Raw genomic sequence first — 15,169 nt, forward strand, 5'->3', positions numbered from 1 at the left:
CCTACAGGGACCGGAACAGGCCCTCCTGGACGACGGACACCAGCAGGCGTCCCTCCACGTCGTAGATCCGCCCACGGGCCAGTCCCCGCCCGCCGGTCGCGATCGGGGACTCCTGGTCGTACAGGAACCACTCGTCGGCGCGGAACGGCCGGTGGAACCACATGGCGTGGTCCAGCGACGCCATGTCGAACCCGCGTGGCCCCCACAGGGGTTCCACTGGGATGCGCACGGCGTCCAGCAGGGTCATGTCGCTGGCGTAGGTGAGGGCGCAGGTGTGGACGAGCGGGTCGTCGCCGAGCGGCCCGACCGCGCGCATCCACACGGCGCTGCGCGGTTCGGCGTCCGCCACCTCGTCGGCGTTCCAGCGCAGCCGGTCGACGTAGCGGATGTCGAACGGCTGACGGCGGGCCATCCGCTCCAACTGCTCGGGCAGCGCGCCCAGATGCGCCCGGATCTCGTCGGCGAGCGTCGGCAGGGACTCGGGGTCCGGGACCTTGCGGGCCGGCGGCAGCTGGTGCTCGAAACTTCCCTGTTCAGGCTTGTGGAAGGAGGCGGTGAGGGTGAAGATCGTGCGGCCCTGCTGCACGGCGGTGACCCGGCGGGTCGTGAACGACCTTCCGTCGCGGTCCCGTTCGACCTGGTACACGATCGGCACGCCCGGGCGCCCGGGGCGCAGGAAGTACGCGTGCAGCGAGTGCACCGGGCGGTCGCCCTCCGTGGTGCGGCCGGCGGCGACCAGCGCCTGGCCGGCCACCTGGCCGCCGAAGACGCGTTGCAGCGACTCCTCGGGGCTGCGGCCGCGGAAGATGTTGACCTCGATCTGCTCCAGGTCGAGCAGTGCGACGAGGCTCTCTGCCGGGTTCGTCATCGGTGGAACTCTCCTGTGCTCACAACTGGCCGACATCGGTGACGCGGACGACCGCCCGGCCCTCGGCGTCCGAGGCCGCGAGATCGACCTCGGCGCTGATGCCCCAGTCGTGGTCGTCGTCGGGGTCGTCGAAGATCTGCCGCACGCGCCACAGGCCGTTCCTCGGCTCCTCCTCGATCACCAGCAGCTTCGGGCCGCGGGCGTCGGGACCGGTGCCGAGGTCGTCGTACTCGTCCCAGTACTTGTCCATGGCCTCGCCCCACGCGTCGGCGTCCCAGCCGGCGTCGCCGTCCATCTCGCCGAGCTCCTCCACCTGGTCGAGAGCGGCGAGCTCGACCCGGCGGAACATGGCGTTGCGGACGAGGACGCGGAAGGCGCGCGCGTTGGCGGTGACCGGCCGTACCTGGTCGGCCTTCTCCTGGGCCTCCTCGGCGGTCATGACCTCGGGGTTGGCGAGCTGCTCCCACTCGTCCAGCAGGCTGGAGTCGACCTGGCGCACCATCTCGCCGAGCCACTCGATCAGGTCCTGGAGGTCGTCGGACTTCAGGTCGTCGGGGACGGTGTGGTCGAGCGCCTTGTAGGCGCTGGCGAGGTAGCGCAGCACGATGCCCTCGGTGCGGGCCAGCTCGTAGTGGGAGACCAGCTCGGTGAAGGTCAGCGCCCGCTCGTACATGTCGCGGATGACCGACTTCGGCGACAGCGGATGGTCACCGACCCACGGGTGGCTCCTGCGGTACGTGTCGTACGCGTGGAAGAGCAGTTCCTCGAGCGGCTTCGGGTAGGTGATGTCCTGGAGGCGCTCCATGCGCTCCTCGTACTCGACGCCGTCCGCCTTCATCGCGGCGACGGCCTCGCCGCGCGCCTTGTTCTGCTGGGCGGCGAGGATCTGCCGGGGATCGTCCAGCGTGGACTCCACGACCGACACCATGTCCAGGGCGTACGACGGCGACTCGGGGTCCAGCAGCTCGAACGCGGCCAGGGCGAAGGTGGACAGGGGCTGGTTCAGCGCGAAGTCCTGCTGCAGGTCCACGGTCAGGCGGACGATGCGGCCCTCGGCGTCCGGCTGGTCGAGCTTCTCGACGATGCCGCCGTCCAGCAGCGAGCGGTAGATGGCGATCGCCCGCCGGATGTGCCGCAGCTGCTGCCTGCGCGGCTCGTGGTTGTCCTCCAGCAGGTGCCGCATCGCCGCGAAGGCGTTGCCGGGCCGGGCGATCACCGACAGCAGCATCGTGTGCGTCACCCGGAAACGAGAGGTCAGCGGCTCAGGCTCGGAGGCGATGAGCTTCTCGAACGTGCTCTCCGACCAGGCCACGAAGCCCTCGGGGGCCTTCTTGCGGACGACCTTGCGCCGCTTCTTCGGATCGTCGCCGGCCTTGGCGAGTGCCTTCTCGTTCTCGATGACGTGCTCGGGCGCCTGGGCGACGACGAAGCCCTCGGTGTCGAATCCCGCGCGCCCGGCCCGCCCGGCGATCTGGTGGAACTCCCGGGCCCGCAGGGTGCGCACCCGGGTGCCGTCGTACTTGGTCAGGGCCGTGAACAGCACCGTGCGGATCGGCACGTTGACGCCCACGCCGAGCGTGTCGGTCCCGCAGATCACCTTCAGCAGACCGGCCTGCGCCAGCTTCTCCACCAGTCGCCGGTACTTGGGCAGCATGCCGGCGTGGTGCACACCGATGCCGTGCCGGACGTAACGGGAGAGGTTGCGGCCGAACTTCGTGGTGAAGCGGAAGGCGCCGATCAGCTCGGCGATCTTCTCCTTCTCCTCGCGCGTGCACATGTTGATGCTCATCAGCGCCTGCGCCCGCTCCACGGCCTGCGCCTGGGTGAAGTGGACGATGTAGACGGGCGCCTGCCGGGCCTCGAGCAGGTCGGTGAGCGTCTCGGTGAGCGGCGTGTAGCGGTACTCGTAGGAGAGCGGCACCGGGCGGGTGGCCGAGCGGACCACCGAGGTGGGGCGGCCGGTGCGGCGCGCCAGGTCCTTCTCGAAGAACGAGACGTCACCGAGCGTGGCCGACATCAGGACGAACTGTGCCTGCGGCAGCTCCAGCAGCGGGATCTGCCAGGCCCAGCCGCGGTCGGGCTCCGCGTAGAAGTGGAACTCGTCCATGACGACCTGGCCGATGTCGGCGTGCTTGCCGTCGCGCAGCGCGATCGAGGCCAGTACCTCGGCGGTGCAGCAGATGACGGGGGCGTCGGCGTTCACCGAGGCGTCGCCGGTGAGCATGCCGACGTTCTCGGTGCCGAAGAGCTTGCACAGCTCGAAGAACTTCTCCGACACCAGCGCCTTGATGGGGGCCGTGTAGAAGGTGACCTCGTCCCGGGCTAGGGCGGCGAAGTGGGCACCCGCGGCGATCATGCTCTTGCCCGAGCCGGTGGGCGTCGACACGATCACGTTGGCGCCGGAGACCACCTCGATCAGCGCCTCCTCCTGATGGGGGTAGAGCGTGAGACCGCGCTCCTGCGCCCACGACTCGAAGGCTTCGTACAGGGCATCGGGGTCGGCGGTCGGCGGGAGCTGGTCGATGAGGGTCACGCCCCCATCTTGCCTGGCCCGGCCCGGGATGCGGGAATCGGTTGCCGGAACGAAGATCACGACCGCTACGCTGGGTCGCCGACGGCGCGTCACCGGACCCGGTATCGGACCCGGACAACTGGACAGCGGCAGACGAGGAATGGGGCGGGCAACGGCGATGATGGGACCAGCGCACTCACTGTCGGGCGCCGCTGCCTGGCTCGGCGTCGGAGCGGCGACCGCCGCGGCCGGACACGCGATGCCGTGGCCGGTCCTGCTCGTCGGGGCCCTGATCTGCGCGGGCGCCGCGCTCGCCCCGGATCTCGATCACAAGGCGGCCACCATCTCGAGGGCCTTCGGGCCGGTCTCCCGGTGGCTGTGCGAGATCGTCGACAAGCTGTCGTACGCCGTCTACAAGGCCACGAAGAAGCGGGGCGACCCGCGCCGCTCCGGTGGTCACCGGACGCTGACCCACACCTGGCTGTGGGCCGTCCTGATCGGGGCGGGCGCCTCGGCCCTGGCCCTCACCGGCGGACGCTGGGCGGTGCTCGCGATCCTCTTCGTGCACATGGTGCTCGCCATCGAGGGCCTGCTGTGGCGGGCGACCCGCGGCTCCAGCGCCGACGTGCTGGTCTGGCTGCTCGCCGCGACCAGCGCCTGGATCCTCGCCGGGACACTGGACCGGCCGGACGGCGGCTCGGACTGGCTGTTCACCGCGCCCGGCCAGGAGTACCTGTGGCTGGGGCTGCCGATCGTGCTGGGCGCGCTGGTGCACGACATCGGGGACGCGCTGACCGTCTCGGGCTGCCCGATCCTGTGGCCCATACCCGTGGGCCGCAAGCGCTGGTATCCCATCGGTCCGCCGAAGGCCATGCGGTTCCGGGCGGGAAGCTGGGTGGAGCTGAAGGTCCTGATGCCGGCCTTCATGGTGCTCGGCGGAGTGGGCTGCGCGGCGGCGCTCAACTTCATCTGAGGCGCCCGCCGGGTCCCGGCCGTGTCCGGCCCGGACCGGCTCCCGGCCCCCTGGCCGCGCGCCCCGGCGGCTCAGCCGGTGCCGCCCTGTCCCTCGCCGCTCCCGTAGCGCCGCTCGAAGCGGGCGACGCGCCCCTCCGAGTCGACCGTCCGCGCCTTGCCCGTGTAGAAGGGGTGGCTCTCCGAGGAGATCTCCACGTCCACCACCGGGTAGGTCTCCCCGTCGTCCCACGCGATCGTTTCCTCGCTGGTGGCGGTGGACCGGGTGAGGAAGGCGTATCCGGCGGCGCGGTCGCGGAAGACGACGGGCCGGTAGTCGGGGTGCTTGTCCTGCTGCATGGCTGCTCCTCCTGCGGCGCGGATCTTCGGGGCGGCGGGGCGGGGACGCCGCGGCGAGCGGTGTCAGCCGGGCAGGGTGTCCTCGTCGACGACGTGCATCGCGGCCTCCTCGGCGGACGCCGCCGCGCCGTCGATGCCCACGTCCGTGGCGACCAGCGCCGGCTCCTCGTCCTCGTGCGCCCCCTCGTCGGGTGCCACGAGCCGGCCGGAGCGGTCCGCGCCGACCTCGTCGTCCAGCAGTTCGCCGTCGGTGCCCTCGGAGTCGCCGAGGCCGTCGCCGTCGGGGGCGCGCGGATCCGGCCGCTCCTCGGCGAGCCGCTGCTCCAGCGTCTCGCCCCGGTGGCGTTCGGCGGCGGTCACACCGGTGTGCTCGACCGCCCAGGGGCGCTCGGGCGGGGACCAGCCCCGGTCGAGGGGATCGTCGACACCGTCGTACTCGAGGGTGTCCTCGCTGTCGAGTACCCCGGTGTCCTCCCTCTGCTCGGAGGCGTCGGGCTGGTAGACGTCATCTCCCCATCCGTCGGCGCTGTTCACGGGTACCTCCAGGGGGTGGGGGGCGTCCCCTTCTCACCGTGGACCGCGGCGGGCCGCCGCTGCACGGGGGCACTGGCGTCACCCGTCGCCGGATCACGCGGTTACCGGGCGTTCCCCGAGCCGGTGCCTTCTTCCAGCCTTCCACTCCCGTTCGGGACCGCGCAACGGCACGGGCCCGGCGGGGGGCCGGGCGGCCTCCCGCCGGTGACGCGGGCGTTCCCGTCCGTCACGTACGCGGGCCCGTGGGCCTTCGCCGTGGCCCCTGCCGGGCCCCGGTCAGCCGTGCCACGACCGCCAGAGCGCCGCGTAGGCGCCGTCCGCCGCGACCAGCTCGTCGTGACTGCCCAGCTCGCTGATCCGGCCGTTCTCCACGACGGCGATGACGTCCGCGTCGTGGGCGGTGTGCAGGCGGTGTGCGATCGCGACCACCGTGCGGCCGTCCAGGACACGGGCCAGGGACCGTTCGAGGTGCCGCGCGGCCCGCGGGTCGAGCAGGGACGTCGCCTCGTCCAGCACGAGGGTGTGCGGGTCGGCCAGCACCAGCCGGGCGAGCGCGATCTGCTGGGCCTGCGCCGGCGTGAGCGCGTACCCGCCGGAGCCGACCTCGGTGTCCAGGCCCTCGTCGAGCGCACGGGTCCAGTCGTCCGCGTCGACCGCTCCCAGCGCCGCCCACAGCTCGGCGTCGCCGGCGCCGGTGCGGGCGAGGCGGAGGTTGTCGCGCAGGGAGCCCACGAAGACGTGGTGCTCCTGGTTGACGAGCGCGACGTGCGAGCGGACCCGCTCGGCGGACATCCGGGACAGTTCCGCGCCGCCCAGCGTGATGCTGCCCTCACGGGGGCCGTAGATGCCGGCGAGCAGCCTGCCCAGCGTCGACTTGCCCGCGCCCGAGGGACCCACCAGGGCCACCCGTGTCCCCGGCGCGACCTCCAGGGACACCTTGCGCAGGACGTCCACGCCCTCCAGGTAACCGAAGTGGACCCGGTCCGCGCGCACGTGCCGTCCGTCGGGCGCCAGGGAGGCGTCGCCGGCATCCGGCTCGATGTCCCGCACGCCCACCAGCCGGGCCAGCGACACCTGGGCCACCTGGAGCTCGTCGTACCAGCGCAGGATCAGCCCGACCGGGTCGACGAGCATCTGCGCGATCAGCGCGGCCGTGGTCAGCTGGCCGACCCCGATCCACCCCTGCAGGACGAACACGCCCCCGATCAGCAGGACGGAGGCGAGCACGGTGACATGGGTGACGTTGATGACGGGGAAGAGCACCGACCGCAGCCAGAGCGTGTACCGCTCCCAGGCGGTCCACTCCTTGATCCTGCGCTCCGACAGCTCGATGCGGCGGGCGCCGAGGCGGTGGGCCTCGACGGTGCGTCCGGCGTCCACGGTCTCGGCGAGCGCGGCGGCCACGGCGGCGTACCCGGCGGCCTCCGAGCGGTAGGCGGCGGGCGCCCGGCGGAAGTACCAGCGACAGCCGATCACCAGCAGCGGCACGGCGAGCAGTACCACCGGCGCGAGCGGCGGCGCGGTGACCACGAGCCCGCCGAGCAGCAGCACCACCCACACCACGCCGATGGACAGCTGGGGCACGGCCTCACGCATGGCGTTGGCGAGCCGGTCGACGTCCGTCGTGATCCGGGAGAGCAGGTCGCCGGTGCCGGCCCGCTCCAGTACGCCGGGCGGCAGGCCGACCGACCGCACGAGGAAGTCCTCGCGCAGGTCGGCCAGCATGCGCTCGCCGAGCACGGCACCGCGCAGCCGCACCTCCCGCACGAACGCGGCCTGGACGACGAGCGCCAGCACGAACAGCGTGGCCGTGAGCCCGAGGTGCAGCTCGCGGGTGTCGTCCGAGACGCGTTCCACGAGCCCGCCCAGCAGGGCGGGACCCGCCATGGAGGCGATCACCGCGACGGTGTTCACGGTCACGAGCAGGAGGAACGCACGGCGGTGCCGGCGCAGCAGCTCGCCCGCGTAGGCGCGTACGGTCGCGGGAGCTCCGACGGGCAGGGTGTTCGCCGTCGTCGGGGCCGCCGGGTCGTACGACGGTGGCGCCACGCCGATCATGCCGTCTCCTCGATCTCTTCCAGTCGGTGCAGTACGTCGTCCAGCGGCTCGGCCGGACGGGAGCCGCCGCGGTGCGGCACGTCCCCGGTGTGCCGCGCCGCGGTCTCCTCGTCGGTCTCGCGGGTGACGACCGCCCGGTACCGGGGTTCGGCGCGCAGCAGGTCCCGGTGGGCGCCCACGGACACCACCCGGTCCTCGTGCAGGAAGACCACGCGCTCCGCACGGTCCAGCAGCAGCGGCGACGAGGTGAACACCACCGTCGTGCGCCCCGCGCGCAGGCCCCGCACGCCTTCCGCGATCCGTGCCTCGGTGTGCGAGTCCACCGCGGAGGTCGGCTCGTCCAGGACCAGCACCTCCGGGTCCGTGATCAGGGACCGGGCGAGGGCGAGCCGCTGCCGCTGCCCGCCCGAGAGCGAGCGGCCGCGCTCGGTGATGCGGGCGTCCAGCGGATCGCCGGCGCCCGACGACGCCTGGGCGAGCGCAGCCAGTACGTCCCCGCACTGGGCCGCGTCCAGCGCGTCCTCGGCGGCGACGGCGCCGGACGCGGGTACGCCGAGCAGGTCCCGCAGCGTGCCGGAGAGCAGCACCGGGTCCTTGTCCTGGACCAGGACGGCGGTGCGCGCGGAGTCCAGCGGCAGGTCGTCGAGCGGCACCCCGCCCAGCAGGGCCGAGGTGCCCTCCTCCGCGGGGTGTCCGCCGAGGCGTTCCGCCAGGCGGCCGGCCGCGTCGGGGTCGCCGCACACCACGGCGGTGAGCCGGCCCGCCGGCGCGAGCAGACCGGTGGCCGGATCGTACAGGTCCCCGGCCGGCACCTCGGCGGGGCGGGAGCCGGCGGTGTCCGTGGCCCGCTCCAGCGCCAGTACGCGTGCGGCCCGCTTGGCCGAGGGCCGGGAGAAGGAGTACGCCATGGCGATCTCCTCGAAGTGCCGCAGAGGATAGGTGAGGATCATGACGGAGCTGTAGACGGTGACGAGTTCGCCGACGCCGATGCGGCCCTCGCGGGCCAGGTGCACGCCGTGCCAGACCACCGCGACCAGCAGCAGCCCCGGCAGCAGCACCTGGATGGCGGCGATCAGGGACCACATCCGGGCGCTGCGGACGGCCGCGTGGCGCACTTCCTGGGAGGCGCCGCGGTAGCGGTCGAGGAAGAGTTCCTCGCCGCCGATGCCGCGCAGCACCCGCAGTCCCGCGACGGTGTCCGAGGCCAGTTCGGTGGCGCGTCCGGCCTTCTCGCGCTGGACGTCGGCCCGCCGGGTGGCGCGGGGGAGCAGGGGCAGCACCGCCAGCGCCAGCACCGGCAGTCCCACCGCGACGACGATCCCGAGCGACGGCTCGTAGAGGACGAGGCCGACGCAGACCAGCACGATGGTCACCGCCGCCGCGGTGAACCGGGACAGGGCCTCCACGAACCAGCCGATCTTCTCGACGTCGCCCGTGGAGACGGCGACGACCTCGCCGGCCGCGACGCGGCGCGTCAGGGCCGAGCCCAGCAACGCGGTCCTACGGGCCAGCAGCTGCTGGACGCGGGCGGCGGCGGTGATCCAGTTGGTGACCGCGGAACGGTGCAGGAAGGTGTCGCCGAGCGCGTTGCCGGCGCAGCACAGCGCCATCAGCCCACCCGCGGCGGCCAGTCGGGCACCGGACCGGTCGACGACGGCCTGGACGGCCAGGCCGACGCAGAACGGCAGGGCGGAGACGGAGGCGAAGTGCAGCAGCCCCCAGGCCAGCGACTTGAGTTGGCCACCCAGCTGGTTGCGGAACAGCCACCACAGGAATCGGGGACCCGAACGCGCGTCGGGCACGCCCGAGTCGGGATACGGAAGGTCTTGGATCTGCATGGCGTCCCAGAGGCTCGTGTCAGGGGGTGCCGCGCAACACGGCATCAAGAGGCTGCAAACCGTGAAAGGTTCGCGTCGCGGCATGCCCAAAATCAAGCGGTTTTCCGCGATGGGGAACGAATCCGGCTGCTGTGCGCGGGGCGCGCGGCGACGGGGCCCGCACAACGTCCGGGGCGGCCGGGGGTGTTCCGGGCGGCGAGTGCGACCATGGACCGATGCGAAGTGGTGGAGCACGGCGTACGGCGGTCGCGGCGGTGGCCCTGGGTTCTCTTCTGACGGTGCTGTCAGGCTGCGGCGGAGGGCCGTCCGGGCACGATACGAGCCGGCCCGCCGGCGGCGCGGCCGGCACGAGCGGCGCCCCGGCCGATCCCACCCGCATCCCGGGCGTCGGCGACCGGTTGCAGCAGCGCATCCCCGCCGAGTCGCGTCAGGTCGTCGCGGTGTACGGCGAGGGCAGGGACTCCGCCGCGTCCACGGTCGTGCTGTACACGAAGGAGGGTTCCGCCTGGCACCGGACCCGGAGCTGGGCGGCGCACAACGGCCGTAAGGGGTGGACGACCGACCACCACGAGGACGACAAGCGCAGCCCGGTGGGTGTCTTCACGCTCAGCGACGCGGGCGGCGTGCTCCCCGACCCGGACCCGGCTCCCGGCGCGGGACTGCCCTACACCCGGTCCGCCGCCTTCGCGGCGCCGCGCTCGTGGGGCAGGTCGTACTGGCACGACTTCGACTACGTCATCGCCATCGACTACAACCGGGTCAGGGGCACGTCGCCGAACGACCCGACGCGCCCCGAGGGGACGGCCAAGGGCGGTTCGATCTGGCTGCACATGGACCACGGCAGCGGCACGTCCGCCTGCGTCAGCCTCCCCAAGGAGGGGATGGAGTACCTGCTGCGCACGCTCGACCCGGACCGGCACCCCGTGGTGGTGATGGGGGACAAGGCGGACCTGGAGGCCTGACCGGCGCGCGGGGCGCCCCCGGCTAGGCCGGACCGGCCCCGCGTCCGTTCCCGGGTTCCGCCCCGGGCCCGTCCACCAGCGTGTCCAGCAGGCCGCCGAGCGCCGTGCGCTGCTCGTCCGTGAGCGGGGCGAGGATCTCCTCCGCCGCCTGCCGGCGTGCGCCGTGCACCTCCCGCAGCGCCGCGCGACCGTCGTCCGTGAGCTCGATCCGGATCACCCGGCGATTGGCCGGATCGGGGACCCGGCGCACCTTCCCGGCCGCCTCCAGCCCGTCGACCAGCGTCGTGACCGCCCGCGGCACGACCTCCAGCCGTTCGGCCAGATCGGCCATGCGGGGCGGGGAGCCGTAGTGCGCCAGGGTGCGCAGCAGCCGGGACTGGGCCGGTGTGATGCCGAGGTCGCGCCGTTCGAGGTGGCGTTTCTGGATGCGGTGCACCCTGCGGGTGAGCCGCAGCAACTGCTCGGCGAGCAGGCCGTCGGGGTCGGGGGCGGTCATGCGGGAACAATAACAGGACGGCGTTCATTGTGAGTATAGGTAACAATGAGCTATGGTCCGTCCTCGTCCGTCGGACCCATGACCCGCGAGGTCCCGACGGTCCTCCCACTCGCCCCCCGTAGGAGCCCATGCATCCCGATCGTGAAACCGCCTGGACGCCACCCGCCGACGCGAAGGAACAGCCCCGGCAGGTGCGCCGCATCCTGAAGCTCTTCCGCCCCTACCGGGGCCGTCTCGCGATCGTCGGACTGCTCGTCGGCGCCGCGTCACTGGTCTCGGTCGCCACGCCCTTCCTGCTCAGGGAGATCCTCGACGTCGCGATCCCCCAGGGGCGCACCGGACTGCTGAGCCTGCTCGCCCTCGGCATGATCCTGGGTGCCGTCCTCACCAGCGTCTTCGGCGTGCTGCAGACCCTGATCTCCACGACCGTCGGCCAGCGCGTCATGCACGACCTGCGCACCGCCGTCTACGGCCGGCTCCAGCGCATGTCCCTCGCCTTCTTCACCCGCACGCGCACCGGCGAGGTCCAGTCCCGCATCGCCAACGACATCGGCGGCATGCAGGCCACCGTCACCTCCACGGCGACGTCCCTCGTCTCCAACCTCACCAGCGTGGTGGCCACGATCGTGGCCATGGTCGTCCTGGACTGGCGCCTGACCGTCGTCTCCCTGCTGCTCCTGCCGGTCTTCGTGTGGATCAGCCGCCGGGTCGGCAGGGAACGCCGGAAGATCACCACCAGGCGTCAGAAGCAGATGGCGGCGATGGCCGCCACGGTCACCGAGTCGCTCTCCGTCAGCGGCATCCTGCTGGGCCGCACCATGGGCCGCTCCGACTCGCTCACCCGCGCCTTCTCCGACGAGTCCGAGAGCCTGGTCGACCTCGAAGTGCGGTCGAACATGGCCGGCCGCTGGCGCATGGCCGTCATCACGATCGTCATGGCCGCCATGCCGGCCGTCATCTACTGGACGGCCGGCATCGCCCTCCGGCTCGGCGGCCCGGACGTCTCCCTCGGCACCATCGTCGCCTTCGTCTCGCTCCAGCAGGGGCTGTTCCGCCCGACCGTGAGCCTGCTGTCGACCGGCGTCCAGATCCAGACCTCCCTCGCCCTCTTCCAGCGCATCTTCGAGTACCTCGACCTGCCGGTCGACATCACCGAACGGGACGAGCCCGTCCACCTCGACCGCGTCAAGGGCGAGGTCCGCTTCGAGAACGTCGAGTTCCGCTACGACGCGAAGAGCGGCCCGGTCCTCGACGGCATCGACGTCACCGTTCCCGCGGGCAGCGGGCTCGCCGTCGTCGGACCGACGGGCGCGGGCAAGTCCACGCTCGGCTACCTGGTGCCGCGGCTGTACGACGTGACGGGCGGCCGGGTCACCCTCGACGGGATCGACGTGCGCGACCTCGACTTCGACACCCTCGCCCGGGCGGTCGGCGTCGTCTCGCAGGAGACGTACCTCTTCCACGCCTCGGTCGCCGAGAACCTGCGCTTCGCCAAGCCGGACGCCACCGACGAGGAACTCGAGGCGGCGGCGCGGGCGGCCCAGATCCACGACCACATCGCCGCCCTGCCCGACGGCTACGACACGGTCGTCGGTGAACGCGGCCACCGCTTCTCCGGCGGGGAGAAGCAGCGCCTCGCCATCGCCCGCACCATCCTGCGCGACCCGCCCGTCCTCGTTCTCGACGAGGCGACCAGCGCCCTGGACACCCGCACCGAGGCCGCCGTGCAGGACGCCATCGACGCCCTGTCCGCCAACCGCACCACCATCACCATCGCCCACCGCCTGTCCACCGTCCGGGGCGCCGACCGGATCGTGGTCCTCGACGCGGGCCGCCTGGCCGAGCAGGGCACGCACGAGGAGCTGCTGGCGCTGAACGGGCGTTACGCGGCCCTGGTGCGGCGAGACGCCCGACTGGAGCCGACAGGATGACGATATGCCGGGTTTGTGGTGACTGGGGGGTTACCGTGCCCGCATGCAGATGAACACTCCGCGACGGAGCGCGAGGAGTCCGAGGAGTCCGCGAACCCCGGGATTCCCGAACACCCCGGGACCCCCGGGACCCCCGGGACCCCCGGGACCTCCGGGACCCCCGCGTCCCCCGAGGTTCCCGGGTCCGCCGAGGGGCACGGTCCGGCTGACGCGGCGGGGCCGGATCGCCCTGATCGCGACCGGTGCGCTCGTGGTGGGAGCCGCCGTGGCGGTGCCGCTGCTGCTGACGGACGACGCGGGCGAGTCGCGGCCCACGTCCCTGGTGATCCCCGAGGGCCGGCGCGCGACCCAGGTCTACGAGGCCGTCGACAAGGCCCTGGACCTGCCCGCCGGCACCGCAAGGAAGTCCCTGGCCAGGGCCGATCTGAAGCTGCCGGACGACGCCGAGGGCAACCCCGAGGGCTACCTCTTCCCGGCGACCTACCCGCTCGGTGGGCAGCCGACCCCGGAGAAACTGCTGGCGTCCATGGTCGACACGGCGAAGAAGAAGTTCCACGGCGCCCCGGTCGCCGCGGGCGCCCAGCGCAACGCGCTGAACGTCTACCAGGCGGTCACCGTCGCCAGCATCGTCCAGGCGGAGGCCGCGACCAAGGACGACATGGGCAAGGTGGCCCGGGTGATCTTCAACCGGCTGGAGCGCGGCATGCCGCTGCAGATGGACTCCACCATCAACTACGCCCTGGGCCGTTCCACGCTCACGACGACCGAGCAGGACACCCGGATCGACAGCCCGTACAACTCGTATCAGCGGATGGGCCTGCCGCCCACGCCCATCGGAAACCCGGGCGACGACGCGATGCGCGCCGCGATCGACCCGACCCCGGGCGACTGGCTGTACTTCGTCACGGTCAAGCCCGGCGACACCCGCTTCACCGCCGACTACGCCGAGCACCGGCGCAATGTCGCAGAGTCCGACCGCGACCCGCGGAACGCCTCGTCCCGGGCCGGTGGCGGCCGGTGATCCGGTGGAGCGTCACGCGGCGACGGCCTGCTCCCCGGCCAGCAGCCGCCTGATGTCCCGTACGGCCGCGCGTCCCGCCCGGTTGGCGCCGACGGTGCTGGCCGACGGCCCGTAACCGACGAGGTGGACCCGCGGATCCGCGACCGCGCGCGTCCCCTCGACGCGGATGCCGCCGCCCGCCTCCCGCAGCCGCAGCGGCCTCAGGTGCTCGATGGCGGCCCGGAACCCGGTGGCCCACAGGATGGCGTCGGCGGCCACCCGCCGGCCGTCGCTCCACTCGGCCCCGTCGGGCGTGATCCGGTCGAACATGGGCCGGCGGTCCAGCACGCCGGACTCCAGGCCCGCGCGGACGGCGTCGTTGAGCGGCAGTCCCGTCACCGAGACCACGCTCCTCGGGGGCAGGCCCATCCGCACCCGCTCCTCCACGAGCGCCACGGCCGCCCGGCCCGCGTCCTCGTCGAACGGTCCCTCCCGGAACACGGGGGGCCGCCGGGTCACCCAGGTGGTGGCCGCGGCGTGCGGGGCGATCTCCAGCAGGTGCTGCGTGCCCGACGCGCCGCCGCCCACCACGATCACCCGCTGCCCGGCGAACTCCTCGGGGCCGGCGTACTGGGCGGTGTGCAACTGCCGTCCCCGGAAGGTCTCCTGGCCCGGGTAACGCGGCCAGAAGGGACGGTCCCAGGTGCCGGTGGCGTTGATCAGCGCCCGTGTCGACCAGGTGCCGTCCGAGGTCTCCACGAGCAGCCGCCCGCCTTCTCCCTCGCGCACCGCGCGGACGTCGACGGGGCGCCTCACCCGCAGGTCGAAGGCGCGCTCGTACGCCGCGAAGTACTCGGCGACGACCGCGGAGGACGGCCGCGCCGGATCGGCGCCGGTCAGCTCCATGCCGGGCAGGGAGTGCATGCCGTGCACCTTGCCGTACGTCAGCGACGGCCAGCGGAACTGCCAGGCGCCGCCGGCGCCGGGGGAGTGGTCGAGCACCACGAAGTCGCGCTCGGGCTCGAACCCGGTGCGCCGCAGGTGGTACGCGCCGGCCAGCCCCGCCTGACCGGCCCCGACGACCACGACCTCGACCTCGCGTATGTTGTTCACGCTTCTACCAACGGTGTGCCCGCTCCCGATCTTCCCGGGACCGTGTCCCCGGCCCGACGTTCCCGCCCGCCACGCGCCGCGTGCGTCAGGATGGAGGCATGTCGAATGCCTTCACCACCCGAGTCATCAACCTCGCCACCGGCTCCACGGAGCGGGTCGCCGACATCACCGGTGACTGCGAGTCCTTCCTCCGCGAGGTGGCGGCCGGCCGGGACGGCCTGCTCAACGTCTTCGTCCCCCACGCCACCGCCGGGATCGCGGTCATCGAGACGGGCGCGGGCAGCGACGACGACCTGCTCGCCGCCCTGCACTCCCTGCTTCCGGCCGACGACCGCTGGCAGCACCGCCACGGCAGCCCCGGCCACGGCCGCGACCACGTCCTGCCCGCCTTCGTCCCCCCGCACGCCACCCTGCCGGTGATCGACGGCCGCCTGGAACTCGGCACCTGGCAGTCGGTCTGCCTGGTGGACACGAACAAGGACAATCCCAACCGTCAGGTGCGGCTGAGCTTCCTGGGCTGACCCGGAGCGTCATCGGGGGCCGTGG

General features: G+C 72.7%; 13 protein-coding genes. 5 read left to right on the forward strand and 8 right to left on the reverse strand.

Annotation, left to right across the window (positions count from 1 at the left end; genetic code table 11):
• Window position 1: 1 nt before the first annotated feature.
• The gene (locus tag ACFWJB_RS10965; RefSeq protein ID WP_385465945.1) at window positions 2-868 is read right to left on the reverse strand and encodes an acyl-CoA thioesterase; all 867 of its coding nucleotides are present in this window, start codon (window positions 866-868) and stop codon (window positions 2-4) included.
• A 19-nt stretch (window positions 869-887) separates the two neighbouring features.
• A complete protein-coding gene (locus ACFWJB_RS10970; protein WP_385465948.1) occupies window positions 888-3,401 on the reverse strand; it encodes a DEAD/DEAH box helicase in 2,514 nt (837 codons plus the stop codon).
• Window positions 3,402-3,558: 157 nt separating this feature from the next.
• Here ACFWJB_RS10970 and ACFWJB_RS10975 point away from each other — a divergent pair, with 157 nt between their 5' ends.
• A complete protein-coding gene (locus tag ACFWJB_RS10975; RefSeq protein ID WP_385465951.1) occupies window positions 3,559-4,353 on the forward strand; it encodes a metal-dependent hydrolase in 795 nt (264 codons plus the stop codon).
• A gap of 71 nt (window positions 4,354-4,424) precedes the next feature.
• On the opposite strand, the gene ACFWJB_RS10980 is transcribed toward ACFWJB_RS10975, so the two are convergent.
• The 4 genes from ACFWJB_RS10980 to ACFWJB_RS10995 form a co-directional block, all read right to left on the reverse strand.
• The gene (locus tag ACFWJB_RS10980) at window positions 4,425-4,691 is read right to left on the reverse strand and encodes a type B 50S ribosomal protein L31 (RefSeq protein ID WP_385465954.1); all 267 of its coding nucleotides are present in this window, start codon (window positions 4,689-4,691) and stop codon (window positions 4,425-4,427) included.
• Window positions 4,692-4,754: 63 nt separating this feature from the next.
• Window positions 4,755-5,225, reverse strand: coding sequence for a DUF5709 domain-containing protein (locus tag ACFWJB_RS10985; RefSeq protein ID WP_385465957.1), 471 nt, complete (start codon window positions 5,223-5,225; stop codon window positions 4,755-4,757).
• Between the two features lie 276 nt (window positions 5,226-5,501).
• Window positions 5,502-7,283 (reverse strand): ABC transporter ATP-binding protein, encoded by a 1,782-nt coding sequence (locus ACFWJB_RS10990; RefSeq protein ID WP_385465960.1) that lies wholly within the window; start codon window positions 7,281-7,283, stop codon window positions 5,502-5,504.
• Window positions 7,280-9,121, reverse strand: coding sequence for an ABC transporter ATP-binding protein (locus ACFWJB_RS10995; RefSeq protein ID WP_385465963.1), 1,842 nt, complete (start codon window positions 9,119-9,121; stop codon window positions 7,280-7,282). Before ACFWJB_RS10995 ends, ACFWJB_RS10990 begins: the two co-directional genes overlap by 4 nt.
• 215 nt (window positions 9,122-9,336) lie before the next feature.
• Here ACFWJB_RS10995 and ACFWJB_RS11000 point away from each other — a divergent pair, with 215 nt between their 5' ends.
• Window positions 9,337-10,083, forward strand: a complete 747-nt coding sequence (locus tag ACFWJB_RS11000; RefSeq protein ID WP_385465966.1) for a hypothetical protein — start codon at window positions 9,337-9,339, stop codon at window positions 10,081-10,083.
• Window positions 10,084-10,105: 22 nt separating this feature from the next.
• Here ACFWJB_RS11000 and ACFWJB_RS11005 read toward each other — a convergent pair whose 3' ends face one another.
• On the reverse strand, window positions 10,106-10,579 hold the full coding sequence (locus tag ACFWJB_RS11005) for a MarR family winged helix-turn-helix transcriptional regulator (protein ID WP_385465969.1): 474 nt from the start codon (window positions 10,577-10,579) through the stop codon (window positions 10,106-10,108).
• 128 nt (window positions 10,580-10,707) lie between these two features.
• Here ACFWJB_RS11005 and ACFWJB_RS11010 point away from each other — a divergent pair, with 128 nt between their 5' ends.
• Both ACFWJB_RS11010 and mltG read left to right on the forward strand, forming a co-directional pair.
• Entirely contained in the window at window positions 10,708-12,510 is a 1,803-nt protein-coding gene (locus tag ACFWJB_RS11010; RefSeq protein WP_385465972.1) for an ABC transporter ATP-binding protein, read from the forward strand.
• Between the two features lie 205 nt (window positions 12,511-12,715).
• The gene (mltG, locus tag ACFWJB_RS11015; protein WP_385465996.1) at window positions 12,716-13,531 is read left to right on the forward strand and encodes an endolytic transglycosylase MltG; all 816 of its coding nucleotides are present in this window, start codon (window positions 12,716-12,718) and stop codon (window positions 13,529-13,531) included.
• Window positions 13,532-13,543: 12 nt separating this feature from the next.
• Here mltG and ACFWJB_RS11020 read toward each other — a convergent pair whose 3' ends face one another.
• Entirely contained in the window at window positions 13,544-14,623 is a 1,080-nt protein-coding gene (locus tag ACFWJB_RS11020; protein ID WP_385465975.1) for an NAD(P)-binding domain-containing protein, read from the reverse strand.
• A 98-nt stretch (window positions 14,624-14,721) separates the two neighbouring features.
• On the opposite strand from ACFWJB_RS11020, the gene ACFWJB_RS11025 reads away from it, so the two are divergent.
• Window positions 14,722-15,144: a YjbQ family protein gene (locus ACFWJB_RS11025; protein ID WP_385465978.1), complete on the forward strand. Its 423-nt coding sequence runs from the start codon at window positions 14,722-14,724 to the stop codon at window positions 15,142-15,144.
• Window positions 15,145-15,169 lie beyond the last annotated feature (25 nt).

It is taken from the genome of Streptomyces sp. NPDC127100 (genome assembly GCF_042724095.1).
Taxonomy (GTDB): Bacteria; Actinomycetota; Actinomycetes; order Streptomycetales; family Streptomycetaceae; genus Streptomyces.